The 26859-nt window shown below is 57.8% G+C and carries 22 protein-coding genes and 1 tRNA gene; 17 read left to right on the forward strand and 6 right to left on the reverse strand.

What is annotated here, in order from left to right; genetic code table 11:
• Window positions 1-54: 54 nt before the first annotated feature.
• The gene (locus AB8C10_RS05825; RefSeq protein ID WP_368867139.1) at window positions 55-1314 is read right to left on the reverse strand and encodes a hypothetical protein; all 1260 of its coding nucleotides are present in this window, start codon (window positions 1312-1314) and stop codon (window positions 55-57) included.
• Between the two features lie 365 nt (window positions 1315-1679).
• Complete coding sequence (gene pepN, locus AB8C10_RS05830; RefSeq protein ID WP_368867140.1) at window positions 1680-4352, reverse strand: aminopeptidase N; 2673 nt, start codon at window positions 4350-4352, stop codon at window positions 1680-1682.
• A 219-nt stretch (window positions 4353-4571) separates the two neighbouring features.
• Between pepN and AB8C10_RS05835 the strand changes: the two genes are divergently transcribed.
• Window positions 4572-4657: transfer RNA gene (locus AB8C10_RS05835), tRNA-Leu, on the forward strand.
• Between the two features lie 187 nt (window positions 4658-4844).
• On the opposite strand, the gene AB8C10_RS05840 is transcribed toward AB8C10_RS05835, so the two are convergent.
• The gene (locus AB8C10_RS05840; RefSeq protein WP_049349640.1) at window positions 4845-5930 is read right to left on the reverse strand and encodes a 2,3-butanediol dehydrogenase; all 1086 of its coding nucleotides are present in this window, start codon (window positions 5928-5930) and stop codon (window positions 4845-4847) included.
• A gap of 339 nt (window positions 5931-6269) precedes the next feature.
• On the opposite strand from AB8C10_RS05840, the gene AB8C10_RS05845 reads away from it, so the two are divergent.
• The 10 genes from AB8C10_RS05845 to AB8C10_RS05890 all read left to right on the forward strand — a co-directional run bounded on the left by AB8C10_RS05845 (window position 6270) and on the right by AB8C10_RS05890 (window position 17666).
• A complete protein-coding gene (locus AB8C10_RS05845; protein WP_368867141.1) occupies window positions 6270-7829 on the forward strand; it encodes an amidohydrolase in 1560 nt (519 codons plus the stop codon).
• Window positions 7830-8106: 277 nt separating this feature from the next.
• Window positions 8107-9066, forward strand: coding sequence for an L-lactate dehydrogenase (locus tag AB8C10_RS05850; protein WP_368867142.1), 960 nt, complete (start codon window positions 8107-8109; stop codon window positions 9064-9066).
• Window positions 9067-9439: 373 nt separating this feature from the next.
• On the forward strand, window positions 9440-9715 hold the full coding sequence (locus AB8C10_RS05855; protein ID WP_049353093.1) for a hypothetical protein: 276 nt from the start codon (window positions 9440-9442) through the stop codon (window positions 9713-9715).
• A 178-nt stretch (window positions 9716-9893) separates the two neighbouring features.
• Window positions 9894-10757 (forward strand): DNA repair protein RecO, encoded by an 864-nt coding sequence (recO, locus tag AB8C10_RS05860; protein WP_070847645.1) that lies wholly within the window; start codon window positions 9894-9896, stop codon window positions 10755-10757.
• Between the two features lie 188 nt (window positions 10758-10945).
• Entirely contained in the window at window positions 10946-11737 is a 792-nt protein-coding gene (locus AB8C10_RS05865) for an isoprenyl transferase (protein ID WP_368867143.1), read from the forward strand.
• Between the two features lie 64 nt (window positions 11738-11801).
• A complete protein-coding gene (locus AB8C10_RS05870; protein WP_368867144.1) occupies window positions 11802-12890 on the forward strand; it encodes a quinone-dependent dihydroorotate dehydrogenase in 1089 nt (362 codons plus the stop codon).
• A 275-nt stretch (window positions 12891-13165) separates the two neighbouring features.
• A complete protein-coding gene (locus AB8C10_RS05875) occupies window positions 13166-15196 on the forward strand; it encodes a DUF262 domain-containing protein (RefSeq protein WP_368867145.1) in 2031 nt (676 codons plus the stop codon).
• A 366-nt stretch (window positions 15197-15562) separates the two neighbouring features.
• Entirely contained in the window at window positions 15563-16291 is a 729-nt protein-coding gene (locus tag AB8C10_RS05880) for a DUF6318 family protein (protein ID WP_368867146.1), read from the forward strand.
• A gap of 2 nt (window positions 16292-16293) precedes the next feature.
• Complete coding sequence (locus AB8C10_RS05885) at window positions 16294-17007, forward strand: DUF6318 family protein (protein WP_368867147.1); 714 nt, start codon at window positions 16294-16296, stop codon at window positions 17005-17007.
• A 2-nt stretch (window positions 17008-17009) separates the two neighbouring features.
• Window positions 17010-17666, forward strand: coding sequence for a DUF6318 family protein (locus AB8C10_RS05890; RefSeq protein ID WP_368867148.1), 657 nt, complete (start codon window positions 17010-17012; stop codon window positions 17664-17666).
• A 185-nt stretch (window positions 17667-17851) separates the two neighbouring features.
• Here the strand turns inward: AB8C10_RS05890 and AB8C10_RS05895 are convergent, their stop codons facing one another.
• Window positions 17852-18481 (reverse strand): DUF3043 domain-containing protein, encoded by a 630-nt coding sequence (locus AB8C10_RS05895; protein WP_049353087.1) that lies wholly within the window; start codon window positions 18479-18481, stop codon window positions 17852-17854.
• A 115-nt stretch (window positions 18482-18596) separates the two neighbouring features.
• Between AB8C10_RS05895 and AB8C10_RS05900 the strand changes: the two genes are divergently transcribed.
• The 6 genes from AB8C10_RS05900 to AB8C10_RS05925 all read left to right on the forward strand — a co-directional run bounded on the left by AB8C10_RS05900 (window position 18597) and on the right by AB8C10_RS05925 (window position 24437).
• Window positions 18597-19991, forward strand: a complete 1395-nt coding sequence (locus tag AB8C10_RS05900; RefSeq protein WP_368867149.1) for a M20/M25/M40 family metallo-hydrolase — start codon at window positions 18597-18599, stop codon at window positions 19989-19991.
• A gap of 302 nt (window positions 19992-20293) precedes the next feature.
• Window positions 20294-20647, forward strand: a complete 354-nt coding sequence (locus tag AB8C10_RS05905; protein WP_314074628.1) for a HesB/IscA family protein — start codon at window positions 20294-20296, stop codon at window positions 20645-20647.
• Between the two features lie 113 nt (window positions 20648-20760).
• Window positions 20761-21831: an anthranilate phosphoribosyltransferase gene (trpD, locus tag AB8C10_RS05910; protein WP_368867150.1), complete on the forward strand. Its 1071-nt coding sequence runs from the start codon at window positions 20761-20763 to the stop codon at window positions 21829-21831.
• Between the two features lie 537 nt (window positions 21832-22368).
• The gene (locus AB8C10_RS05915) at window positions 22369-22818 is read left to right on the forward strand and encodes an NfeD family protein (RefSeq protein WP_070616350.1); all 450 of its coding nucleotides are present in this window, start codon (window positions 22369-22371) and stop codon (window positions 22816-22818) included.
• A gap of 95 nt (window positions 22819-22913) precedes the next feature.
• On the forward strand, window positions 22914-23909 hold the full coding sequence (locus AB8C10_RS05920) for an SPFH domain-containing protein (RefSeq protein WP_005506035.1): 996 nt from the start codon (window positions 22914-22916) through the stop codon (window positions 23907-23909).
• A 189-nt stretch (window positions 23910-24098) separates the two neighbouring features.
• On the forward strand, window positions 24099-24437 hold the full coding sequence (locus tag AB8C10_RS05925; RefSeq protein ID WP_005506034.1) for an RNA polymerase-binding protein RbpA: 339 nt from the start codon (window positions 24099-24101) through the stop codon (window positions 24435-24437).
• Window positions 24438-24632: 195 nt separating this feature from the next.
• On the opposite strand, the gene AB8C10_RS05930 is transcribed toward AB8C10_RS05925, so the two are convergent.
• A complete protein-coding gene (locus tag AB8C10_RS05930; RefSeq protein ID WP_294628704.1) occupies window positions 24633-25367 on the reverse strand; it encodes a polyprenol monophosphomannose synthase in 735 nt (244 codons plus the stop codon).
• A 122-nt stretch (window positions 25368-25489) separates the two neighbouring features.
• Window positions 25490-26668, reverse strand: a complete 1179-nt coding sequence (locus AB8C10_RS05935; RefSeq protein WP_368867151.1) for an amidohydrolase — start codon at window positions 26666-26668, stop codon at window positions 25490-25492.
• Window positions 26669-26859: the final 191 nt, after the last annotated feature.

Here is a 26859-nt window from a genome sequence, read left to right on the forward strand (position 1 = left end):
AGCCGCCCCTTTTGTATCTTTGCGTTGTATCTTTACGCTCTGTCGTGGAGGAGTTTATGCCTTCGAGTCTGCTTCTTCTTCAGACTCGTCGGTCTCTTCGTATTCTTCTTCGTACTCGTCGTAGGCTTCGTAGTCATCGTAGTAGGGCTGACGACCAAAGTAGAAGGCAACTGCCGCGACAGCGCCACCCAGAATCGCGATGAGGATGCCGAGCATCGGGGTCCATAGCATCGAAATCAGGCCGGCGACCAGAACTGCGAGGCCTGCACCCTTGACCAGGTTCAGCAGACGTTCGCGCTCGGAGGGTTCGTGGTATTCCTCTTCCTCAATGCTGTACTCGATAACCGGCTTCTCCGCGGCAGGTTCGTTGCGGGTCGGCTCGGGTGCGGAGGAGCCACCGGTCAGGGAGCTCATGAAACCGCGACGCTTCTTCGGAGCCTGCTGTGCAGAGGACTCCAGGTAGTGGCGTTCGCCTTCAGTGGGGACGAATGCCGGGGGCACCTCGTAGTCTTCACCAACGGGCAGTAGAGCCGGAACGTTGTTGGGCAGGGTCTCGTACCATTCCTGCGGAATATCGGCGGGGCGTGCAGCCTGAACGGTCAGGGACAGTTCGAGGGTGTTACCGCGAATAGTGCCCCATGCGCTGGTGAGGCGGTCGTTCTCGAACGCGTAGCGAATCACGGGTGCGAGCTGCTCAGACATCTGGGTGCTCAGGCGGCCCACGAGCTTGCGGTCGTGGCGCACCTCCACGCTGTCAACCACGCGGCCGTCGGAGGTCTTCAGCTGGTTAGCTTCCAGGGTCAGAATGACGCGACCCTCACCGCTGGGCGGCAGGATGCTGTGCAGGTATTCGGAATGCTCCTTCTCATCCAGCACCTTCATGGACGGGCCCTGGGGGAGAAGGGTCGCGCGGGTCGGTGCGTCATTGAGGGGGAAGAGCGAGCCGGGTGCGGACAGCGAGAGCACGCCGGTGCTCTTCACGTGCATGCCGCCGCCTTCAGCGCGCACAGCAACAGCAGAAAGCTGCAGGTGCGCAATCGGCTCATAACCGGAGGCAACCACGCGGGTAATGGAATCCCAGTACGCGGCGGAGTCCTCCACGCTCATGCGGCCCACCTTGAACTCGTCAATGTAGACGGCAATGCTATTGGGTTCGTAGGGGTTATCCGGTTCGGGAACGAGGCGCGCTTCACCGTACCAGATACGTTCACGGTCGATGTGCAGTTCCTCGAAAATTTGGAGGGTTTCTGCTTCGTAGTAATCATCGGTGACGATGTTAACGCTACCGCGGTCACCGAGTGCGTAATCGACCACTGAAAACTCCTTCTGATATGTCTAAGCGAGCGGATACCTAGTCTATTCTCTCATGCTTTCAGAGCGGACAGCTCACAAAAACGGGTGACATTTATCTGTCTTTTAGCACCGGGTGCATATAGTTTTGTGTTTGGGGGAACCAGCTCCGGTAACGCTGGCCCACGTCGACGCGCTCAAGAGCAGCGAACCCTCCGCGTAGAGCCTCCCGAAACAAGAATTTCGGCTGAGAAAGCTACGAAAAAGACCGCCGCCCGACACCACCCAGTTCACAACCGGGTAAGTGCCAAGCGGCGGTCTACATCAATTAGCCTGAGAACCTCACAGGGCGGTCATAGCACCCCGCTCAGCTACTCAAACCATGCAGCTTAGTCCTGCAGGGAAGCATTGAACTTCTGAGCCACAATCGAACGGCGGCCGTGGTCCTGAGCCTCCAGAACCAGACGGCGCAGAGCCGACGGTGCCTCGGGGTTCGCCTCCAGCCACTTCTGAGCCAGCGCAACGGAGGGGTTACCCTCAACACCCAGACCCTCGGTGGAGCCGGTGTTGTACGGAGCCTTCGGGTACAGGCCACGCACAATGCGGGTCGCCATACCAATCGAACGGGACGCCCAGAGGGGCAGCAGAGCCTCGAAGTAGGAGTCGTAGTAGGACTCACGCAGCTCAACCGGACCGCGAGCAAAACCGTTAATGGTCGAAGCCAGGGCGTCGTTCGACAGCGACTCGTCTTCCATGATGGTCTTGTACGCGGCAGCCTTACGCTCAGCGTTCGGCAGGGCAGCAATCGCGTACGCGTAACCATTCGAAGAAATCGAGGAGGGGCTGTACTTCGCCGCACGGTCCAGATCCTCAACGGTGACCAGGTCGCGACTTGCGAGCGCACCCAGTGCACTCCAACCCAGGTTCTGGTCGTAAGGAATGCCAGTTGCGTCAGCAATATCGCCGGTGGTGTCTTCGAAAGCACCGCGGGCAATATCGCGGCAGAGCTCTTCACCCTTGGTCGCGTTGGTGGAGACCGAAATCAGGGCGCGCAGCAGAATCAGCTGCTCGTCGGAGCCGGGCTTAGCCTGCGCCAGTGCGGCTGCGAATGCGTCGTAGAGAGCGTCGTAGAGGCGCTCGCGGCCGGTGGGTGCGGAGAAGGTTGCGATAGCGACCTGTGCGTTGTTGACCATGGTGCCCAGCAGGGATGCGCTCGGTTCCTTGGAGACGTTGCGTACGACTGCGTCGACGTAGGTGGTGACAGGCAGGCGTGCATCGCGCACGTTCTCCCAGAGGGAGCCCCAGATGAGGCCGCGGGAGAGTGCGGATTCGAGGGTGGAGACACCTTCGATAGCTGCCTGCAGGCCGTCTTCGTCGGTCAGGGCGACCTTGGCGTAGGTGTGGTCTTCTGCGTTGAGCATGAGCAGGTCAGCTTCGCCAACGAGCTTCTTCTGCTCCTCGGTGAGCTCCACGCGGTGCTCGGAGACGGGCTCTGCCGGGTACTCGAGGGAGAGCAGGCCGGTGGAGGTGAGCTTGCCGTCGGTCAGCGCGAAGGTTTCCAGCTTTGCCACGTGAGGGCGGCCCAGACCTGCGGGCTGCTGTGCGGGCAGTTCCTGGGTGAGGATCAGGTCGGTGAGCTGGCCGTCTTTGCCGTAGACGCGCTTGGTGCCCAGTGCGGACACGCCGGAGGTCTGCAGCCATGCGTTAGCCCATGCCTGCATGTCGCGGCCGGACACCTCGTTGAGTACCTGCAGGAAGTCGTTCAGGGAGGTGTTGCCCCACTCGAAGCGCTTGAAGTACACGCGTGCTGCCTCGATGAAGGTGTCGAAGCCGACGTAGGCAACCAGCTGCTTGAGCACGGATGCGCCCTTTGCGTAGGTGATGCCGTCGAAGTTCTGCGATGCTGCTTCCAGGTGGGGGATGTCAGCGACGATGGGGTGGGTGGTGGGCAGCTGGTCCTGCATGTATGCCCATGCCTTGCGGTTGTTCGCGAAGGTGACCCATGCGTCGTTGAAGTTGTTGGCTTCCTTAGCGCCGAGGGTGCCCATGAAATCTGCGAAGGATTCCTTGAGCCACAGGTCGTCCCACCACTTCATGGTGACGAGGTCGCCGAACCACATGTGTGCCATTTCGTGGCAGATGGTGTTGGTGCGGCCTTCGAGGTCGTCCTCGGTTGCGCCGGAGACGAAGATGTAGTCTTCGGTGAAGGTGACCAGGCCGGGGTTCTCCATTGCGCCGATGTTGTATTCGGGCACGAATGCCTGCTCGTACTTGGGGTACGGGTAGGGGTAGTCGAAGAGGTCCTGGAAGAAGTCCAGGCCGTTTTCGGTGACCTTGAAGATGTGGTCGTAGTCGAAGTGCGGCTTGAGGGACTGGCGGCAGTAGACGACCAGGGGAATATCACCGCTGTTGACCTTGCTCTTGGGCTTGTAGGTGGTGGTTGCGGTGAAGTATTCGCCAGCGACGATTGCGGTGATGTAGGTGGAGATCTTTGCGGTGGGGGAGAAGACTCGCTTGGTGATGGAGTCGTCGGTGGGGTCTACGACCTGGGATTCGAGTACGCCGTTGGAGCTGACGACCCAGTCCTTGGGTGCGGTGATGCGGAAGTTGAAGACTGCCTTCAGGTCGGGCTGCTCGAAGTTCGGGAAGACTCGGCGGCAGTCGGAGGGTTCGTACTGGGTGTACAGGTAGACGCGACCGTCGGAGGGGTCGAAGTAGCGGTGCATACCTTCGCCGGAGCGGGAGTAGTAGGAGCGACCGTGGATGGTGAGCACGTTTTCTGCCTGCAGGTTGGGCAGGGTGATACGTGCGCCGTTGACGACATCTGCCAGGTTCAGTTCGGTGCCGTTGAGCTTAACGGAGTCGACGCTGTGGTGGATGTAGTCGATGAAGGTTTCTGCGCCGGGGGTGTTGCAGGAGAATCGGACAGTGGTGACGGTGGGGTAGGACTCGAATTCGGGGTCCTTGGCGTTGGTCAGGTCGACATGCACGTCGTAGGTGTCGACACTGATGAGAGCCGAACGTTCTGCGGCTTCTTCGCGGGAGAGGTTCTCATTATTCATGCTCTTTATTCTAGTCGGTATGACCGGAAATATGGCAGTTGAACGGGCGTGCCCGTCATATTAGTTGAGGTGGGAGGGGCTGCGACGCGGTTTGAAATAAACGATACTCAATATGTGACACAGAACATACTCTTTCGATTTGCGGAGTGTTCAGAAAACCCGTATAGTATTACGTGTTGCTTCGAACGGCACCGAAAGGAAAACGTTCGAAAGTCACCTGCGCGGGTGGCGGAATAGGCAGACGCGCTAGCTTGAGGTGCTAGTCCTCGTATTAGAGGGTGGGGGTTCAAGTCCCCCCTCGCGCACAGATAATCCCCGGTTCTTCGGAACCGGGGATTTTTGTGTGCTCGGTTGTATGTCCGGTAAAAAGCACGCAAAAAACAGTGGGGTGAGGCTCCTTGAAGGAACCTCACCCCACACTAGCTACGCTAAGGAAGCTAGAAGAACAGCTGCATCAGCTGAAACTGAACGAATCAGTATCGTTCGAAGAGATTACTCAGCCAGACGCTCCGGGTCGGTGGTGACCAGAATCTTCACAGCGGTCTCGTTGTGGTGGATCAGGGTGTCGAAGCCCTTGTCAATCAGGTCTTCCACAGCGATCTTGCCGGTGATGAAGGGCTTGAGGTCAATCTTGCCGGACTCAACGAGCTTGATGGTCTCCGGGTGGGAGTTCACGTATGCGATGGTGCCGCGGATATCGAGCTCCTTGAGCACAATCTTCTGAACATCCAGGGAAGCGGGCTTACCCCAAATGGAGACGATGACGACCTTACCGGTGGGCTTGAGGGCATCCAGGATTAGGTCCAGTGCGGGCTGAACGGAGGTGCACTCGAACGCGATGTCGGTGCCACGGCCGTCGGTCAGCTTGTGAATCTCAGCCAGAACGTCGGTCTCTGCGGGGGAGAAAGCGTAGTCAGCAACACCGGAGTCCAGAGCCTTCTGGCGACGCAGCGGGGACAGCTCGGAGATAATAACCTTAGCGCCCTTAGCCTTCAGAACTGCGGAGGTCAGCAGACCGATGGGGCCAGCACCGGTAACCAGTGCGAATGCGCCCTCTTCGAACTCGCCTGCACGCTCAACAGCGTGGTAGCCAACGCTCAGGGGCTCAATCAGTGCAGCCTCGTCCAGGGGAATGTTGTTAGGAATCTTGTGAACCCAGCGGCGCTTGACGGCAACCTTCTCGGACAGACCGCCACCGCGACCTGCCAGACCGATGAAGTTCATGTCCTTGGACAGGTGATAGTCCTTGGAGTCGGGGCCGGTGTAGACGTCATCGCGAATGATGTAGGGCTCGACGACAACGTGGTCGCCAACCTGCAGGTCGTCTACGCCTTCGCCCAGTGCCTCAACAACACCGGAGAATTCGTGACCGAGGGTGACGGGGGAGTCCTCACCAGAAATGGGGTGGGGATGACCGTGCTGGGGGCAGAAGATGGGGCCGTCGAGGTATTCGTGCAGGTCGGTACCGCAAATACCGCACCATGCGACCTTGACCAGAACCTCGCCCGCAGCGGCTTCGGGTGCGGGGATGTCTTCAATGCGGATGTCGTTACGGTCGTAGAAGCGTGCTGCCTTCATGGGATGGAGCTCCTTAGCGTGGTTGTGGCGCTCACAGCGGTGTGTGCTTGCCGGTACGGTTCGCATCCATGGGTCTGTCACAGCGTTGACAGAGGCCCAAACGACATGGTTTGGACCGGTTGTGAACTGTCCTGCCGGCATTCGCATCGCTAGCGCCGGATGGTGATGGGTGCGGCTGGATTGTCGCTCCCATGTGCTTAACGCTACTCCACTGAATCAAAGATTCCTAGGATATATACAAATTTTCTTTTATGTGACACAAATTTCTTTTTGGGCGTTTTCGACTCCATCACGCCCGAGCATCTAGCGCCCGGCGAGCGCAGACGGTAGCGTAGAAGCATGACTGACGCGAACGCACAGGGCACCGCCGCCCACACCCAGCCCACTTCTGACAGCTCCGGTCGAACGGCACCGAACCGACCCGCCGCAATAACCCGCCACTACGACGCGCCCGACGCTGATTGCGTGCGCGGTAGCGAGTACTCCGAAATCCTCGCCCTCGAAACCGAGCAGCGTAAGCATGCCGCTGACCACCGCCGCAAGCGCTTCCACGCGCATCCTGAGCGGGAACATGCTGACCACGGCGAGCGCCACGGTCATGGAAAGGGCCACGGCGTGCATCACGGTCACCGCCTCGACGAAGACAGCGGGCTGGCGCATATTCGCCGCGACCTCGCCGAATCCGTAGCCACCCGCGCAGACTCCCTGACCTCAATTCTCAAGGCGATTCACGCGCACCCCGAGACTGCCTACGAGGAGTATTTTGCCTCCCGCACGCTCGTTGATGCGGTCCGCGAAGCCTACCCGAACCTCAGGATTGAGCACCCCGCCTACGGTCTGGATACCGCGTTCAAAGTGGAGCTCACCAGTGCCGACTACGACCCCGCCACACACCGCACCATCGCGATTCTCTCCGAATATGACGCGCTGCCGGGAATTGGCCACGGCTGCGGCCACAACGTCATCGCGGTATCCGGGCTGGGCGCTTTCCTTGCCCTAGCGGATGCGCTCGCTACCGGCCCCGAGGCGTTCAGCGGCAGGATCCTCTACTACGGCACGCCCGCCGAGGAATCCGACGCCGGTAAGGAGCTGATGGCACGCGCCGGCGCGTTCGAGCAGGTGGATGCCGCCATCATGGTGCACCCCTACTTTATGGATGTGGCTGATCAGGCGTGGTTGGGTCGCCGTGAATGTCGCGTGACTTATACGGGCGTGAGTGCGCACGCTTCCTCGCACCCGTTTATGGGTCGTAACGCCCTGGATGCGGCGAATCTGGCGTATCAGGGTTTGGGTTTGTTGCGTCAGCAGATTCCCGGTTCTGACCGTATTCACGCGATTATTGACCACGGCGGGGACGCCCCGAATCTGATTCCTGCCTCCGCGAGCTTGCACATTAATATCCGTTCTAAGCACGCGCCGACTCTGCGTGCGCTGTCGCGACGGGTTGAGGAGGTGCTGCGCGGTGCGGCGCTCATGGCTGGCGTGAGTGCGGAGGTGACGTGGGATTCTTCGCCGATGACTATGCCGGTGCGCACGAACCGCCCGCTGTTGAAGCGGTGGGTTTCGGCTCAGCGGTCGGTGGGTCGTCACCCGTACCCGCCGGGCACGGTGAGCGATACGTTGGCGGCGTCTACTGATTTCGGTAATGTGAGCCTGCGTGTGCCCGGTATTCATCCGCTCATTCAGATTGCGCCGGAGGGAACCGGTATGCATACGGTGGAGTTCGCGCACTGTGCGGACACTCCGGCGGCGGCGGATGCTGCCCTGGATGCGGCATTCGGGTTGGCTTCTGTGGCTTTGGACTTCCTGGTTGATGACGAGTTGGCTCAGGCGGTCCGTGCCGATTTTGAGGCTTCCGGAGGTGCGGTAGATGTGGAGGGTTACTTTAGCGACATGTGACCTTGCTCAAAAGGTCAGAACGTCATTATTTGGTTTTGTGAGTGAAAAACACCCCTCATAGCCCATAAAGTCACCAGCACCCATCGAAAAAAGCAAAATAATCCAACACAAAACGCAGAATCTGCGGCATAATAGAAAGTAACGAAGCGAGCCCACCGGGGAAGAACACCCACTCTAAGGAAATTCAACTCTGAGGCACACACCCGCTTCCTTATAAACCCCGCGAGAATCCTCTCGCACCACACGGATAACTCTCACGAAAAGAGGGCATACAGCAATGAACGGTGTCAACAACCCCACCAAGCTCGGCGTCATCGGTGCAGGCGGCGTCGGTAGCGCAACCGCATACGCAGCTATGGTCCGCGGCTCCGCAGACGAAATCGTCCTGTACGACATCGACGGCAAGCGCGCACACGCTGAAGCACTGGACATCGCACACGGCGCAATGTTCGCACACGAAGCAACCGTAACCGGTGGCGACGACATCGAACTGCTGCGCGACTGCGACATGGTCATCATCACCGCTGGTGCTCGCCAGAAGCCCGGCCAGCCCCGCCTCGAACTGGCAGGCGCAAACGTCGCAATCCTCGAGAAGCTGCTGCCGAACATCCTGTCCGTAGCACCCAACGCGATTATCATGCTCGTCACCAACCCCTGTGACGTTCTCACCATCGTGGCTCAGAAGATTACCGGCCTGCCCGCAAACCGCGTGCTGTCCTCCGGTACCGTTCTGGACTCCTCCCGCCTGCGTTGGCTGATCGCTAACAAGGCTGGCGTCTCCATCAAGAGCGTTCACGCAAACGTTGTTGGTGAGCACGGTGACTCCGAGTTCCCCGTCTGGTCCGCAGCAAACATCGGTATGGTTCCCCTGACCGAGTGGGAGCAGGACGGCAAGCAGCTCTTCACTGAAGAGGTCCGTGCAGAGCTGGCAACCGAAGCTATGCGCGCAGCATACAAGGTCATCGAGGGCAAGGGTTCCACCAACTACGCAATCGGTATCTCCGGTGCACGTATCGCTGAGGCATTCCTCGGCGGCCAGAACGCAGTGCTGCCCGTCTCCACCACCATTGCAGGCGAGCTGTACGGCTTCAAGGACGTTGCACTGTCCCTGCCCACCATCGTGAACCGTGAGGGCATCCAGCGCGTGCTCGAGGTCCCCATGAACGAGGCTGAGCTGGCACAGCTGAAGGCATCCGCTGAGGCAATCCGCGCATCCGCAGCATCCCTGGGCTTCTAAAACCCCGGCTTCTCATTCTCTCGGGCTCAACCCGCAAGAAGCAAACATTCAGTAGGCGCAGCGTCAAGCTGAGCTAACCGACAGAAGAACCCGCCGCACCCGGCACCTGCTCCCTTGAGGAGTGGGGAAGCTGGGGACGGCGGGTTCGCTGTGTCTGTAAGGTTTTTATGCGGGGCTTGATGTGCCGCGTGCATGCTTGGCTTGCCCAGCCTGGCTTGACTAACCGGGCTTACCGCTCTGGATTTGGTGTTCTCTTCACGGCACCGAATTTACCTGCCGATTGACCTGCCGCGCCCGTTCATAGTTCTGCGTTTAAACCGCCGTATGACCGCCCGGCGCACACCATCGGCCTGTAGGTAGTAGAATAAATGGCATGAGCATTGATCCTCGCACCGAACTCACCCGCCTCCTTGACGCGCTGGAGGCGCACCTGACCGCCGTCGTAAACCGAACCGGCGAGCACGACCCCGCCGTCGATGAGGCGTACGTAGAAATCGCCAACGCCTTCGAAGCCTACGAAGATGCCCTCTTCGAGGCTCACAACGAGGTCACCCCCTTGAGCGTCTACGGTGATGAAGACGAGGACGACCTCGAAGAAATCCTCGACGATGAAGACGACATCGACGACGATATTGAGTACGAGGACTAAATCCTCGCCCATACGTTACGGACCGACCCCTGACCGGTACCCCCTATGCGGGGTAATACGGCAGGGGTCGAACCGTACCCGCAACACCCGCGCGGCTCTTGTTTGAGTTCCACTGAGCGGCCGCAGAAAACCTACCCACCAGATACCCACCGAGCATGTACCGAGAACGGAGATACCCGTGAGCGAACCCCGCACTTGGCGCGATGCCGCCCTCATCCTCCGCACCCAAAAACTCGGCGAAACCGACCGCATCATCATCATGCTCACCCGCGACGGAGGAATCACCCACGCAGTCGCCAAGGCTGTACGCAAACCCACCTCCAAGTTCGGTGGGCGACTCGAACCGTTCATGCACACCGACCTGTCTTTCAGCCGCGGCAGAACGAACCTGCACACTATCACCCAGGCGGCGACTCTGCACGCCTACACCGCGCCGATTATGGCGAACTACGATGCGTACACGTGCGCTTCCACCATCGCCGAACTGGCAGAAGCACTCACCAAAGACACCGATAGCACCGCCGACATTTACACCCTGACTCACGGGGCGCTTGCCGCGCTCGCGCACGGGCAGCATGTGCCGCAGAGGATTCTGACCCGGTACCTGGCGCGCAGCATGAACGCCGCCGGTTGGCCGCTCATCGGTGAGAATTGCACCCGATGCGGTAACCCGCTCGTGAACGCAGAGAGCCAGGACGCGGACGGCGCAGAAAATACCGGTGCAGACAACGTCCCCAACACTGCAGGTGGAAGCGGAAGGTACATTGCCTTCCATACCGCCCACACCTACGGGCACCACACAATCCTCTGCCCCGAATGCGCGCCCGCTACCGACACGCCCCTGACCGGCCTGCGTGCCGAAGAGCTCGGCTACGCGCTCGCCACCGCATCGGCGGATCCGCGCGCCTGGGCGACTATTGATGCGGCGCCGGTGCCGGTCGCCTCCAAAATTCTGGGTCTCTACCTGAAAACCACCCAGAACCTGCTCGAACACCCCCTCAAAACGGCGAGCGCCCTCGAGGCAGAAATTCCTGCATCGTAAAAGATGCACGCCGGTGCGGCGATTATGCGTCAGCCGTGCGTCAAACGGAGGACAAAATAAACCCCGAAGCACCCGCCCATGCGCGCTGTGTCACGGTAAAATAGCTAACAGCACGCCAGCGTTTATTTCTGGCGCATATCTAGGCAAACGACCCCGGGGGAGAACCCCGCCAGGGAAGAAAGGCACACATGGCACGCACCCAGCCCGTACCCCCGCCCGCGCACCCCACCGGGGCAACCCCTCCGCCGATTCCGAAGAAGTTCATTCCGCAGCATGTCGCCGTCGTCATGGACGGTAACGGACGCTGGGCAAACGAACGCGGCCTGCCCCGCACCGAGGGCCACCGCGCCGGCGAGGCGGCACTGCTGGACGTCGTTGCGGGCGCTATCGAGATGGGCATCCCGTACGTGACCGCCTACGCGTTCTCCACCGAAAACTGGAAGCGCTCACCCAGTGAGGTCGCGTTCATTATGCGTTTCTCTACCGAGGTGTTGCAGCGTCAGCTGGAGACCCTCAAGACCTGGGGTGTGCGCATCCGCTGGGCTGGCCGCCGACCCAAGCTGTGGAAGAACGTCATCGAAGAGCTCGAACACTGCGAGCGCGAAACCATCAATAACACCGTCTGCACCCTCACCATGTGCGTGAACTACGGCGGCCGCGCAGAAATCGCTGACGCGGCGGCAGCTATCGCAGCGGACGCTGTGGCGGGCAAGATCAAGCCCGGCAACATTACCGAAAAGACCATCCAGAAGTACCTGGACGAGCCCGACCTGCCCGACGTTGACCTGTTCCTGCGTTCCTCCGGTGAGCAGCGCATCTCGAACTTCCTGCTCTGGCAGAGCGCTTACGCCGAGATGATTTTCATGAACGTGCTCTGGCCCGACGTTGACCGCCGCACCCTCTGGGAGGCTGTCGAAGAGTACGCGCGCCGCGACCGCCGCTACGGTGGCGCAGTCGACGCTGTTGCCAACGACAAGTAGCCCCTGGTACACCCGGCTCATAGCCCCATAAACCACCCACACCCTCCAACCTTAGGGAGAACAAATGCGCATCTACCCGACCTTCTTCAACATCTTCTTCAAGGGCATGGACCCCGAGAAGGCACACCACGTCGGCTTCTGGGGCGTTCAGACCCTGCGCAACGTCGGCATCACCCGTGCGCTGCGCAAGTACTTCCAGCCTACACCGGAACTGGCAACCACCGTCATGGGTATTACTTTCCCCTCGCCGTTCGGTCTGGCTGCTGGCTTCGACAAGGGCGGTAAGGGCATTGCCGCGCTGGCTGGTATCGGCTTCGGCCACGTCGAGATCGGTACTATCACCGGTCAGGCGCAGCCCGGCAACCCGCAGCCGCGCCTCTTCCGCCTCGTGGAAGATAAGGCGGTTATCAACCGCATGGGCTTCAACAATGACGGTGCCGCAGCGGCTGGCCCGCGCGTTGCCGCCGCCCGCGCAGACCTCGAAACCGAATACCGCGGCGCCGTACGCCCGGTCATCGGCGTGAACATCGGCAAGACCAAGGTCGTCGAGCTTGAGAACGCTATCGAGGACTACCTGATTTCTACCCGCACCCTGGCACCGCAGGCAGACTACCTGGTCGTCAACGTTTCTTCCCCGAACACTCCGGGTCTGCGCACCCTGCAGGCTATCGAGTCGCTGCGCCCGCTGCTTGCCGCCGTGCGTGAAGAGGCAGACCGCGTATGCCCCAACCGCCACGTGCCCCTGACCGTGAAGATCGCACCGGACCTGGTCGATGAGGACGTTATCGAGGTGGCAGCCCTTGCTAAGGAGCTGAAGCTGGACGGCATTATCGCCACCAACACCACTATTGCCCGCGAGGGCCTGGGCCTGACCAGCGACATGACTAAGGTCAAGGAAATCGGTGCTGGCGGCCTCTCCGGCGCACCGCTGAAGCCCCGCTCCCTGGAGGTGCTGCGCCTGCTCAAGCGCGAAATCGGCGACGACCTCGCCATCATCTCGGTTGGTGGCGTGACCACCGCCGAGGATGTGCAGGAGCGCCTGGACGCTGGCGCTGACCTGGTGCAGGGCTACACTGCGTTCCTGTATGAGGGTCCGCTCTGGGCGGCACACATTAACCGCGGCCTGGTGAAGCTGCGCCGCGCTCGCCGCTAAAGGGTTTACAGGCGGGAGCTTTATGCTCCCCGTTGTGCTGAAGGGGGCACCGTTCTCTACCCGTAGGGGGTGGAGGCGGTGCCCCTTTTGTGTGCCTGCTCAACGTGTAAGAGGCGGTTGTGTTGGTATCTGGGGGAGGGGGTCTGAAGTTTTACTTGAGATTCTGTTAGCGTTTGGTGTGTTGTGGATTGCACCCTGACCTGGAGCGATAGTACTATCAGAGTGGTGCAGCACCGATGATTGCGCCACTACATTACACCTTCAAAGGAGATATAATGTCAGGAAAAGGTATTGATAGCAATATAAGAAATGTATTGGAATTTTTGGATGATGGTTATGCATATGGAATTCCAGATTTTCAAAGGTCTTACGCCTGGGGCGATGATAACCTAGACGATTTCTTTAAAGATATCAACAATATTGATATAGATGATGAAAATAGCTACCATTTTATTGGCTCAATCATTTCATATGATGATGAATATAGAGGCATTGGAGATAGGGATGCTAAGGTAAAGCGCCGTTCTATAGTTGATGGACAGCAAAGAATAACGACGACACTCATTCTACTTTGTGCTTTGCGTGACTTCGCTTTTAATGAATCCGTGAAGGAAAGCCAAGAAGATGGAGATGAAGGTGTTGAAGATTTAGAAATTTTATTTGATGACGTTGATCAGTTTCTATATCCTTCAAGCAAATTTAAGCGTAAGCACAGGTATCCTAAATTAGGGCATAACTCAGATAAAGCAAAAGACACCGTTACCCTTGAACAGCTCCTAAGGGGACCGAAGAATAACACTGCATGGAATGAATTTTACAAGGATTTAGTTTCCTTGAAGTCAAGCAATAAGAAGGTTCCTGGGTTTACCCTCAAAAACGCTTATAAAAAATTTACTTCATATATCGAAAATATTGTTAGTGATTTATCTACGCCTACTCAAAAAGCAGATGCTCTAATTTCTCTCAGGAATAAGATATATCTCCTAACCTATGTTGATATAAAATTGAATGATATATACTCTGCCTATAATATTTTCATGACTCTAAATGATAGGGGTGTCCCCCTAACTAACGCAGACCTTATCAAGAGTCATGTACTTCGTAAAATGCATGATAAATCACTGGATTCCCTGAGTATCGTCTGGAAAGAAACTATGAGTATTCTTTCTGGTATATACAGTAAGCATGCTGAAAAAAGCCCTGATGACTGGGTTTCATCTAACAAGGGGGAGATTGATGAGGATAGGTTCTTTATAGCTTACGCGCGTGTTTTTGGTTTTGCTGGAGTAGGTGATTCCAAAAAGACCCTGAACCAGAAAAATGTTTTTAGGTACTATGAGAAGGCGCTTTCTAATGAGGTAAGTGTCGATAAATTCATTAACTCTATAGAGAAAGAAGCAAAAATATATCGACTTGTTTATGATCCCAATTTTTATGTAGATAGTGACATTAGCTCTAACGATAAGAGTAAAAAGAATCAGATGGGAAAGATTGTCGATCCTCTAAGTGCTTTGAATCTTATGGGAATTAAGCAACATGCAACATTTGCTTACTTGCTACTCAGGCTATGCATTAATTCTCATAATGGAAATGGAGAGAAGCCGCTACTTGGTATCAAGGTTGCTGTTGACGTTTTTAATATGCTCGAAAAATTCCATTTCTTGTATAACGGCATTTTTAAGCTGCCAACTAATGCCATTGTGCGGATTTATGATAAGGCTGTAGATAGAATAACCATGAAAACCATGGAAGATGATGGTGGGGATATTGATCTAATCAATAAGAAGAAAAATGAAATTAGAGGTATATTGAAAGATATGGAGACTGATTTCAAGAATCTTCTTGAGAAACGCGGGGTTGACGAAGATAACTTTATTGAAAAGTTTAAGTCCCTTAAATATGTCGAGGGAAAGCGTTCTGCCGCACTAAATGGTCAAGATTACTTTGCGATGCGAAACTTTGAACCCGCAAGTGGAGATAACAGGATCGTGAAATATGTTCTTTCAAAGTATCAGCCTAATTTGCGAGGAAAGCCAGGAGACTTTGTTAACATTGAACATATATATCCCAGGAGTCTAGAAGGTGAAGTTGCTGATAATATTGGTAACTTGATGCTTCTGCATGAAAGCGTTAATCGAAAATTGGGCAATAGTGCGGTAAAGGATAAAGTTTCAACATTAATGAAATTTTATAATAATGATACTCCGGAGATTTTTGAAATATCAGATACTTGGGAGCCGAAGCTCTTTGAAGGGCGAGCTGAAAAGATGGCAAAGCGTGGCTTTAATGTAATCTGGAAAATTTAATCTTTGATTGAGGTGGGGCGTGTCTGCATGTAGACATGTCCCACCTTTTCCGTCTTAAGTATTTATTTCAAGACAATAAATGTGTCAGGTTTTAGCTTTATCGTTCATTGCTCAATATTCATATAATTATTTGATATATAAAGCATTGAATTGTCCGAATGGTGGCGATTCGTTGCTATTACACCCATTGCAAAGCAAACGACTGTAAATATGCGGTAGGGTTTTATATGTAGCCTCCCGCGGCGCATTGTTGCACCTGTCGGGTACGCTACGCGGCTGGGTTCTTCCGGCGGTCAAGTAACGACACCATTTTTACCAGCCTGATAAGTGCATACACACCATCACCGACGATAGGAGCGCACCGTCTTGGAGCCTCGTACCTTTCTTGACCGTACCCGAATTCATCGCCGTACCCTGCTGGGTAGCGGCGCATTTGTGGGCCTGGGGGCCCTGCTTGCGGCGTGTGGCCAGCAGGCAAATAATGAGGCGGCAGCTTCTTCTACTGCCGTGCCGAGCGAGACCGCTTCGGCGTCTGTAGCGGCATCTGAGTCGCCTTCGGCGAGCGCAACCCCGTCTACTGTCCGAGGCTATTCGGGCGGTTCAAAGGCACCCGATGGTGAGTATCGCCCGGCTGATAAGTACGGTCCGGCGCAGAACGTGCCCAAGCCTGCTGAGCCTGAAGACGGGTACCGTGAGAAGTCTGTTGAAGGTATGCGTAAGACTTTGGACGCTTGGGTCAAATGGGGTAATTATGGCGTGCAGACTGGTGATTATTCGATGGCTCGTCAGTTTGTGTCGCCGACTTTTAAGAGCGAGTTGGAGGCTTATGAGGGTGTCGAGAGGCTTTACCAGCATGGTGGTTGGGTGATTGATGGTATTGAAAGCTTGACTGCTGATGGCGCGCCGTGGTCTGAGGACGGGGAGACTTATTTTTGGAAGGCTTACCATGTCTGGGAAAAGGAGATTTATGTCGCGGCTGATGGTAGTTGGCGCTCTTGGACCAATGAAGATAAAACTAACGACACTTATAAACTTGAGCTAAAGCACAACGGTCAGAAATGGGAAATTATAGGCTACGAAGGCGTGGATAATTAATCGTGGAGAAATTTTTGAAGGATTCTGATGTGTTGAGTCGCCGCGCAATGTTGAGTGGCGTTACTTTCTTGGGTGCGTCCGCTCTGCTTGCGGCGTGTGGCCAGCAGGCTAGTAACGAGGCGGCAGCTACCGCAACCGCGGCGCCGAGTGATTCGGCTTCGGCATCTGAAACTGCTTCTGCATCAGCCACTCCGTCCAGTGTTCGCGGCTATTCGGGCGGCTCGAAGGCACCGGATGGTGAGTATCGCCCTGCTGATAAGTACGGCAATGCGCAGAATGTACCCAAGCCTGCTGAGCCAGAAGATGGGTACCGTGAGAAGTCTGTTGAAGGTATGCGTAAGACCCTTAAGGCGTGGGTTGAGTGGGCTAACTATGGCACCGAGACTGGTGATTATTCCGTGGCTCGTCAGTTTGTGTCGTCGGAGTTTAAAGATGAGTTGCAGGCATATGCCGATGTTGAGGATCTTTACGCTAGCGGCGGTTGGATTATTGGTGGAGTTGACTATTTTGAGGCTGATGGTGCGCCGTGGTCTGAGGGTGGGGAGACGTATTTTTGGAAGGCGTATCGTCACTGGGATCGTGAGATTTATGTTGAATCTGATGGTAGCTCGCGTAGCTGGGTGAATGAGGATAAGACCAATGACACGTTTAAGTTCGTGCTGAAGCATAATGGTGTTAAGTGGGAGATCATGAACTACGAACACGTGGAGGGCTAACCATGAACCCCAACATGCTGAACCGCCGCTCAATGCTGACCGGAGGCACACTCATCACCCTCAGCACCCTACTCGCCGCCTGCGTGCCGCACGACATCACAACTGCAGGAGACGGATCCACAGCCTCCGGCAAGCCTGCCACCAACAGCAGCCCAAGCAGTAGCGCCGGCAACAACGCCGGTAACGACGAATACCGTAAAGCAGATGCCAAAGGCCCCGCCCAGAACGTCCCCAAACCCAACGCCCCCGAAAACGGATACCGCGCCAAGACCCCCGACGGCATCCTCAAAACCATGGACGCCTGGAACCAGTGGATCAACTACGGCGTCCAAACCGGCGACTACAGCAAAGCCCGCGAATTCCTCTCCACCTCAAACGACGGAGAACTCAAAATCTATCGGGAAATAGAAGCGCTCTACCAGCGCGGTGGATGGGTCATCGACGGCATCGAACACTTCGAACCCGCCGGCATACCCCGGAGCGACGACCATCAAACCTACTACCTGAAAACCAACCACGAATGGGACAAACACACCGAAGTGGAACCCGACGGCCACCAAGAAACCTGGAGCAGCGACAAGGAAGAAGAAATCTACATCTTCGCCCTCGAACACCGCGACGGCAAATGGCAGATCCTCTACTCCCGAATCGAAGCCTAACCGTACCGGCGTCTAGCCACGGTTATACGCCCAAAAGCCACATGTGTTTCGAAAAGCCACCAAAGAAGTGGCTTCTCGAAACACATGTGGCTTCTCACGTAAGAGAGTCGCGTAAGAACATAAAAATAGGGGAGAGGCCTGAACATTCAAGACCTCTCCCCAAGCACCTATAAGGCACTAACGACTTAGTGCGGGTACTCGCCGTACTTCACCATCGGAACCGGGCGGCGCATACGACGAATCATCATCACACGGTTAAACGCATACATGCCAGAACCGCGCTGAACCTCGCCGAACTTCGCAATCAGCTTCTTCTTCAGGCTGCGCCACAAAATGAAGTAGTCAACAACCCACAGAATCATCAGCGCATACATTGCGTAGACGGAACCGTAATAAATCGGCGCCGCCGCAGAAGACGTACCAGACACACCCTGAGCAATCCAGCCACCAATGAGCAGAACCAGCAGCACAGCCAGCATAAAATCGCCAAGGTTACGGCGCGCATCCACATAATCACGGATATAACGACGCTGCGCACCACGGTCCACGGCGGGCAGGTAACGCTGATCGCCACCCATCAACGCATCATTCTGACGCTCACGAGCCTTCGCCATCGCCTCACGTTCACGAGCCTTCGCCTCCTTACGGTCATTAACAACCAGAGGCTGACGACGAGCCGCCTGCTGCTCCTTACGCGAAGGAGTAGGACGGCCCTTCTTCGGGGTGAACTTCGGATTAACCGGAGCCTGAGGCTCCTCTACAACCTGCGGCTGAACAGCTTCCGCTTCAGCCTTCTCTTTCTTACGACCAAACACCCTCCCATCATACCCGAACGGCACACACCAAACCCGCCCCCACAAGCGCACACCAGCAACTGAAACGAACCCAACCGCCCGCCAGCAGGGGTAAGGATGGGGGTAAGGTAGAAACATGACTATTGAATTCACCCACCACAGCGCCCTCAGCGACGCCGTCACCAAAAACTTCGAAGCAACCCTGCAGACCCTCACCGAGCTCGTCGCCATTCCCTCCATCGCCTGGGAATCGCACGACCTCACCCAGGTAGACCGTAGCGCCGAGGCAGTCGCCGCGCTCGCAACCAAGGCAGGCTTCGACAACGTACGCATCGAACGCGCCACCTACACCACCGCAGACGGCACCGAAAAGCAAGGCATGCCCGCCGTCATCGCCTCCCGCCCCGCCGCAGAAGGCTACCCGACCATCCTGCTCTACGCCCACCACGACGTGCAGCCCGCCGGCAACCTCGACCTGTGGGACACCGACCCCTTCGTCGCCACCCGCAAGGGCGACCGACTCTACGGCCGCGGCGCAGCAGATGACAAGGCAGGTATCCTCGTGCACCTCGCCGCGCTCGCAGCCCTCAACGAAACTCTCGGCGAGGACTTCAAACTCGGCGTAAAGCTCTTCATTGAGGGCGAAGAGGAGGCAGGCTCGCCCTCCTTCGTCTCCTTCCTCAACACCTACCGTGAGGAACTGTCCGCCGACTACATCGTGGTCGCAGACTCCGCCAACTGGCGTGCCGGCGTACCCGCACTGACCACCTGCCTGCGCGGCGTCGCATCCGGCGACATCGAGGTGCGCGTCGGCAGCCATGCCATCCACTCCGGCATGTTTGGCGGCCCCATGCTCGACGCACACACCCTCATGGCGCAGCTACTCGCCACCCTGCATGACGCCACCGGTGCCGTAGCCGTCGAAGGCCTGCACCGCGCCCCCGAACCCGAACTCGAATACGCCGAAGCAGACTTCCGCAACGACTCCGGCATCCTCGACACCGTACCCCTGGCAGGCACCGGTAGTGTTGCATCCCGCCTGTGGACCCAGCCGGCAATCTCCGTCATCGGCATGGACATCCCCTCCATCGCAACCTCCTCCAACACCCTCGCCGTCGTATCCCGCGCACGCATCAGCACCCGCCTAGCCCCCGGCGACAACCCCGAAAACGCACACCGCGCACTCACCGAACACATCAAGGCACACGCACCCCACGGCGCCCAGGCGAACTACACCGCCGTAGACTCCGGCATGCCCTTCGCCACCGAAGTCGACGCAGACGGCGCACAGACCGCCCTCGACGCAATGCGCACCGCCTGGGACGTCGAACCCGTACAGACCGGCATGGGCGGCTCCATCCCGTTCATCTCCGACCTCAAGGACCTCTTCCCGCAGGCACAGATCCTCGTCACCGGCGTAGAAGACCCCGACACCCGCGCACACAGCGCCAACGAGTCCCTCTACATCCCGGACTTCAAGAACGCAATCCTCGCGGAGGCGCTACTGCTGAGCGCACTCGGCGCTCGCTAGTCGTTCGCTAGAGACGCTAGAGATACCCGCGCTCACCAGGGGACAGCCGCGCAGAACGCGCTCGCTAAACCAACCCGCAAAAAGTGGGGGAGAAGGGCCACCAAACCCCAACCCCCACTTTTTCGGTATCCTAGAAGCAGAATTACTTATAAAGCCCCCACGCAAACGCTCACGCCCCCGGCGAACTATGCACACCCTAGGTTGTGCTCAGCTCTCCCCGGCGCGTATCGTGAAGGCTAAAACGCCCACACGCACCCACAGTGGCGCACCCGGGCAACCAACAAAACAAAAGGACAACACCAATGAGTGAAACCACCACCGAACTGCCGACCCACGGCGTCAACCTCACCGAAGTAGCACAGACCAAGGTCCGCGCCCTCCTCGAACAGGAAGGCCGCACCGACCTGCGCCTGCGCATCGCCGTCCAGCCCGGCGGCTGCTCCGGCCTCATCTACCAGCTCTACTTCGACGAGCGCGTCCTCGACGGCGACGCAGTCCGCGACTTCGACGGCGTAGAAGTCATTGTCGACAAGATGAGCGCACCCTACCTCGACGGCTCCACCATCGACTTCGAAGACACCATCGAAAAGCAGGGCTTCTCCATCGACAACCCCAACGCAGCAGGCTCCTGCGCATGCGGTGACTCCTTCCACTAAACCGAAGACACCCCAGCGCTAAGCACCCCACGGTGCAACACGCCTAACAAACCCCCGTCTCGCATACTGCACCCAACCATGCAGATACGCGGCGGGGGTTTTACACTTAACACATGACTACGCACGAAATCACCTGGAAATACATCCTCAACCAGCTCGTCAAACACCAAAACCTCACCGACACCGAAGTCGCCTGGGCAATGGACCAAATCATGACCGGCCAAACCGAACAGCCGATCCTCGCATCCTTCCTCACCGCCCTCCACTCCAAAGGCGAAACCCCCGAAGAACTCGGCGCACTCGCAGCCGGCATGATCGCCAAAGCCGAAACCGTCGACATCGACCCCCACGCCGTAGACATCGTCGGCACCGGCGGCGACCAGCAAAACACCGTCAACATCTCCACCATGGCAGCCCTCGTCATCGCAGGCACCGGCGCCACCGTCGTCAAACACGGCAACCGCGCCTCCACCTCCAAATCCGGCTCCGCAGACGTCCTCGAAGCCCTCGGAATCCGCCTCGACATGCCCATTCCCGCAGTCGCCGAATGCGCTCGCGAGACCGGCATCACGTTCCTGTTTGCGATGACCTTCCACCCGGCAATGCGCCACGTGGGCCCGACCCGCCGCCTGCTGGGCATTCCGACCGCGTTCAACTACCTGGGCCCCATGACGAACCCGGCTCGCGTGAAGTCCTCGGCTATCGGCGTTGCGAACCCGGTCATGGCTGAGAAGATGGCTCACGTCTTCGCGGAGCGCGGCGATCACGCCCTGATTTTCCGCGGCGATGACGGCCTGGATGAGCTGACCATCGCCACCACGAGCCGCCTGTGGGAGGCTGTAGACGGCGAACTGACCGAGTACCGTTTTGACCCGACCGAGTACGGTCTGCAGAACGCACCGCTGGAGCAGTTGCGTGGCGGCGACGCCGAGTACAACGCGGGCGTTTTCCGTGCAATTTTGGCGGGGGAGGGCGAGGCCCCGAAGAGCCCGCTGCGCGCCATTCACGACGCTGTGGTGATGAACGCTGCCGCTGGCCTGGTCGCGTACCGCCCGACCAACGGCGAAAGCTTTGAAGCCCGCTTCACTCAGGCGTTGGCTGATGCACGCGAATCTATTGCATCCGGTGCAGCAGAGCGCGTGCTCAACGCATGGGTAGAGTTCAGCTCCAAGCACGCAGAATAGAGAAGCCCAGTAGCTGATGATAGGCACCCGAGATGGGGCGCACCGGATGGTGTGAGCTCGTCTCGGGTGCTTGTCGTTTAACGGGAGGCGTTGAGGAACCCGAAGGTTCGGGGCATGCGAGCGTACTGCTAGCTGAGGTGCGCGGAGCGCAGAGAAAGGTGCGAGGCTCACGGAGCTCAGAACCGCGGACGGAAGAGCGTAGTCGCAACAGTCGCATTACGGGGACCGCAGTTCGACCCGTGCCAGCTAGAGCGTAGAAAGCACCGGTGAGCAGCCGGTGGGGTAGTGAAAAATAGGTCTACTTTACATAATGTATATTATCGGCTTTTTAGGGAGGTCTGGAATGAACCCAAGATTCCCCGTATCTAAATAAAGTCTTAACAGTTCATGTATTAACCTCACCCGGTCGCCAGAACTGTCGCCAGCACTCAATCCACCTGAAATAATGGATATACCCCGCATCACGAAGGTGCTGTCGCCTCGTGTGCAGATTCAACGTCAACCACGCCGGTTGATGTACACCAAAGGAGAAAACTCGTGGATTGGCTCTTTGAGACACCCTGGACACTCTGGGTTGCACTCGCCCTCGTTTTCGCCGTCATAGAAATGCTCAGCCTCGACCTGTTCTTTCTCATGCTGGCGATTAGCGCAGGCATCACCGCAGCAATATCGCCCTTCGTGGATAACATGCTGATTCGAACCGTTATTTTCGTGGTGATCTGCCTGATTCTGGTTCTTGGTCTGCGCCCGCCGCTGCTGAAAAAGCTCAATAAATCAGCCACCGGAGCTGTCACTAATGCTGAAGCACTCGTTGGCGCTGAGGTGCGCGTCACTCAAGATGTGACTAGTGAAACTGGTTTGGTTGTACTAGCTGGCGACACCTGGACGGCGCGCACCGCCTCCGGAACGCTCGTAGCAGGATCACACGCGAGGGTACGAGCCATTGAGGGTGCTACCGCAATCGTAGAGCCTCTCCCCCATGACTAAGATCATCTGACTAAGACCCATCTGAATACCGGCTCCAAAAGCAGGTTCAGATACCCCAAAAAACACACCATATAATTCACCGATAAGGAGAAACAATGCCTATCAGCCTTATTCTGACGGTCCTACTCATCCTCTTCGTGCTGACGATGCTCGCCAAGACCGTGCGCGTCATCCCGCAGGGACGAGCCGGCATCGTCGAACGACTGGGCAAGTTCCACGCCGTTCTCAACCCCGGCCTGCACATCGTCATCCCCGTAGTTGACCGCGTGCTGCCCCTCATCGACCTGCGCGAACAGGTCGTTTCCTTCCCCTCGCAGTCCGTGATTACCGAAGATAACCTCGTGGTCGGCATCGACACCGTCGTGTACTTCCAGGTCACCGACCCCCGCTCGGCAACTTACGAAATCACCAACTACATTCGCGCCGTGGACGAGCTGACCAGCGCAACCCTGCGTAACGTCGTCGGTGGCCTGAACCTGGAGCAGACCCTCACCTCCCGCGACCAGATCAACGCGGAACTGCGAGGAGTACTCGACTCCACCACCGGCCGCTGGGGCCTGCGCGTCTCCCGCGTGGACATCAAGGAAATCCAGCCCCCGGTGTCCATCCAGGACTCCATGGAGAAGCAGATGCGTGCAGAGCGTGACCGCCGCGCCGCAATCCTCACCGCAGAAGGCCAGAAGCAGTCCGACATTCTGACCGCAGAAGGTGAATCCCGCGCAGCCATCCTGCGTGCAGAGGGCGAAAAGCAGGCACAGATCCTTCGTGCGGAAGGTGACGCACAGTCCGCAATCCTGCGCGCAAACGGTGAAGCCGAAGCCGTGCAGAAGGTCTTCGCCGCAATCCACGAATCCAACCCCAGCCAGCAGTTGCTCACCTACCAGTACCTGCAGACCCTGCCCAAGCTCGCCGAAGGCGACGCCAACAAGCTCTGGTTCATCCCGACCGAACTCGGCGATGCACTGCGCGGCCTGGGCAACGCGTTCGGCACCCTGCCCGCATCCGACCTTGCGGACGCACCCAAGAAGCCCGCAGCAGAGGCACCCAAGAGCGCACCGCAGGCACCCGGAAGCTACGGCATCAACGGCTAAACGCGAAATCTAACGCATAAAAAGGCGTGAATCACCAAAAATCACGCCGAATAAACACCACCACGCTGGGCGGGTGGAGACTATTACCGATATAATGGATGTTTTGTAAACGTTCGAGGGAATAGCTCTCCCCCGCCCAACGTTATGCCTAAAGCGCCAAAGAGCGCACCCGACGACACTGGAGGAAAAATGAGCGATCGTAGCCTGCGCGGTATGCGCCTGGGTTCCCAGTCGATGGAAACCGAATCGAACGTACAGCCCGCGCCCCGCCAGCGCGTCGAATACCGTACCGCAGACGGTGACCGCGTTTTCGTGACCTTCGCGGCAGAAGCCGAAATCCCCTCGGTCTGGACCGCAAAGTCCGGCAAGGAAGCATACCTCGTCAACGGCGACTCCACCGCAGACGCCGAAGAAGAGAAGCCCGCACGTACCCACTGGGACATGCTCATGGAACGCCGCAGCATCGAAGAGCTGGAAAAGACCCTGGAAGACCGCCTGGAATACTACCGCAAGCACTACGCGCTCTAAAAGCACCGTAGACACGCCGTAGAAAGGCTATAGAAGCCCGCTAGGAGCCGCTTGCGCTCTGAGAGCGGGCTTCTTTTGTTGGTGGTGGTTCGCGTCGGTACGTGAGCCAGGAAAGAGCGCCAGAGAAAACAGAAAAAGACCGGGGCAGATACGTTATGTATCTGCCCCGGTCTTTTGTATAAGTCTCAGAACGAGTTACTTGCCCAGAGCTTTCTTCAGCTTCTGAACGCGGTTGGTCAGACCCCAGCGAGTCACCTTAGACATCGAGTCAAAGATGATGTTGCCGTCCATCTTCGAAGCGCCAATCTCACGCTCAACGAAGGTAATCGGAACCTCAACAATCTTCAGACCAGCCTGCTCGGAACGCCACGCCAGATCAACCTGGAACACGTAACCCTTCGAGTCAATACCGTCCAGGTTCAGACGCTGCAGAGCCTCACGGCGGTACGCGCGGAAACCAGCGGTAATGTCCTTGATGGAGGTGCCCAGAATCAGGCGGGTGTACAGGTTAGCGCCGCGAGAGAGAATCTGGCGGTGGGCCGGCCAGTTCTTGGTCTTGCCGCCGGGAACGTAACGCGAACCAATAGCCAGGTCAGCGCCCGCCTCCACGGCACGAACCAGAGAAGGAAGCTGCTCAGGCTGGTGCGAGCAGTCAGCGTCCATCTCAATCAGAACGTCGTAGCCTGCCTCAAGGCCCCAATCGAAGCCAGCAAGGTACGCGCCACCCAGGCCGTCCTTAACGGTGCGGTGCAGAACGTGAATCTGGGGGTCCTTAGCCGACAGCTCATCAGCAATCTGGCCGGTGCCGTCGGGGCTGTTATCATCCACCACGAGAATGTCCACCTCGGGAGCTGCCTTGCGAAGACGCTCTACCACGATGGGCAGGTTCTCCTTCTCGTTATACGTCGGGATGACAGTTAGAACGCGCATATTACTCCCTCACAGGTGTATATAAAATAGGCCGGTAGATGTCCAGTATACCGGGTAAACATCTAGATCAATGAATTATTGAGGGGTTTTAACCCCTTAAAAAGCCTCTGACAAGCTAAAAATTAGTTACTTTCAGTGTAAATAGATTCCAGGATGGGCAGAGGAGACTCTTCATCCAACACCGGCAACAACGGAATACGAGCGCGGGGGTCCGTGCTCCAGGATGCGACGCGGGAGTCGGGTGCTTGGACCATGAGGGCTTCGACGCGCCATTGTGCGACGTATGCGGGGGTGTCGGGGGTGAGCTGGCCGGTGAAGGGGTTTTCTTCGTGTGCGAGGCGGTATACGCCGCGGGTGAGGGCGGCGAAGGCGCTGCGTGCGGAGATGCCGTGTTCGTCGTTGACGAGTTCGCGGATGAGGGACCATGCGCCGGGTGCGTACAGCTGAGCATCAGAACCCAGTGCGATGGAGGTGCCGGCTGCGTTTGCGCGGCGGGCTACGGAGGCTACCGACTCGCGTGCTTCTCCCCCGGCGTGTGCGAGGAGTGCCTGGACGGTGTCGTTGGCGGTTTCGTCTTCTTCGGGTTCGCAGACGCTGAGGCCGAGGTTGATGCGTGCTTCTGCCAGTTTAGTGAGGTATTCGTCGGTGATGGGGTCCTGCGGGGTGCTGATTGCGGCGTCGAGGCGGATGGAGAGCCAGGGGCGGGTTCCGCGTACGGCGAGCGCGGCGTCGGCGGCGTCGGCAAAGCTGGTGGATGCGTCGATGGAGAGCAGGAGTGCGGCGTCTTCGGCTACCTGTGCGGCTGCGGGTGCCTCGTCGGGTGCGACGAAGATGCCGACCAGTTGCAGGCCTTTGACGGCGCGTTCGCCTTCGGTGAGGGGGCGCAGTGCCTTGATGGCGCTGATGAGTTCGTCGGTTTCAATGCCGGTGGCGTTGAGGATGAGGCGAATGTCGGGGGTGCCGTGTTCGGCGCTGTAGTAGCTGAGTGCGGAGACGAGGTCGGGTACGTCTTCCATGCCGGCGAGTACGGTGTGGGTGTGGTAGCCGGCTGCGCGGTATGCCTGCAGGTAGTCGAGGATTTCGGGTGCTTCTTTGCCTGCGACCGGTGCGAGGGCGCGCGCAAAGGCGGGGGTCAGCAGGGCGCCGTCAAGTTCGGTGATGGTGGCGGACTCGTCGGCAATGGAACGTGCCCCGGAGTCGGAGCCAACCCAGCGGACGAAGCCGTCCTCAACCAGCATTGCGGTTGCGTACGGGTCGACGGGGCTGTACACGCTACCATCTACGAAAATACGGGTAGACATTAGAATCCTTTCACCATTGAGGCACGCCGGAGCGCACATGAAGGCGGGCACTTCGATTGTGCTCGCGTAGCTCAGCTGAGCGTCTCTTTCGAGTATAGAAGCACCCCCGCTGCCTGCGGTAGTTCGTTCGTCCTTAGATGACGTGGAACAACTTAGGCGCGGGGGTGGTAGCCCGAACCGTTCGGGCGGGA

It is taken from the genome of Rothia mucilaginosa, assembly GCF_964210535.1.
Lineage (GTDB): Bacteria > Actinomycetota > Actinomycetes > Actinomycetales > Micrococcaceae > Rothia > Rothia mucilaginosa_F.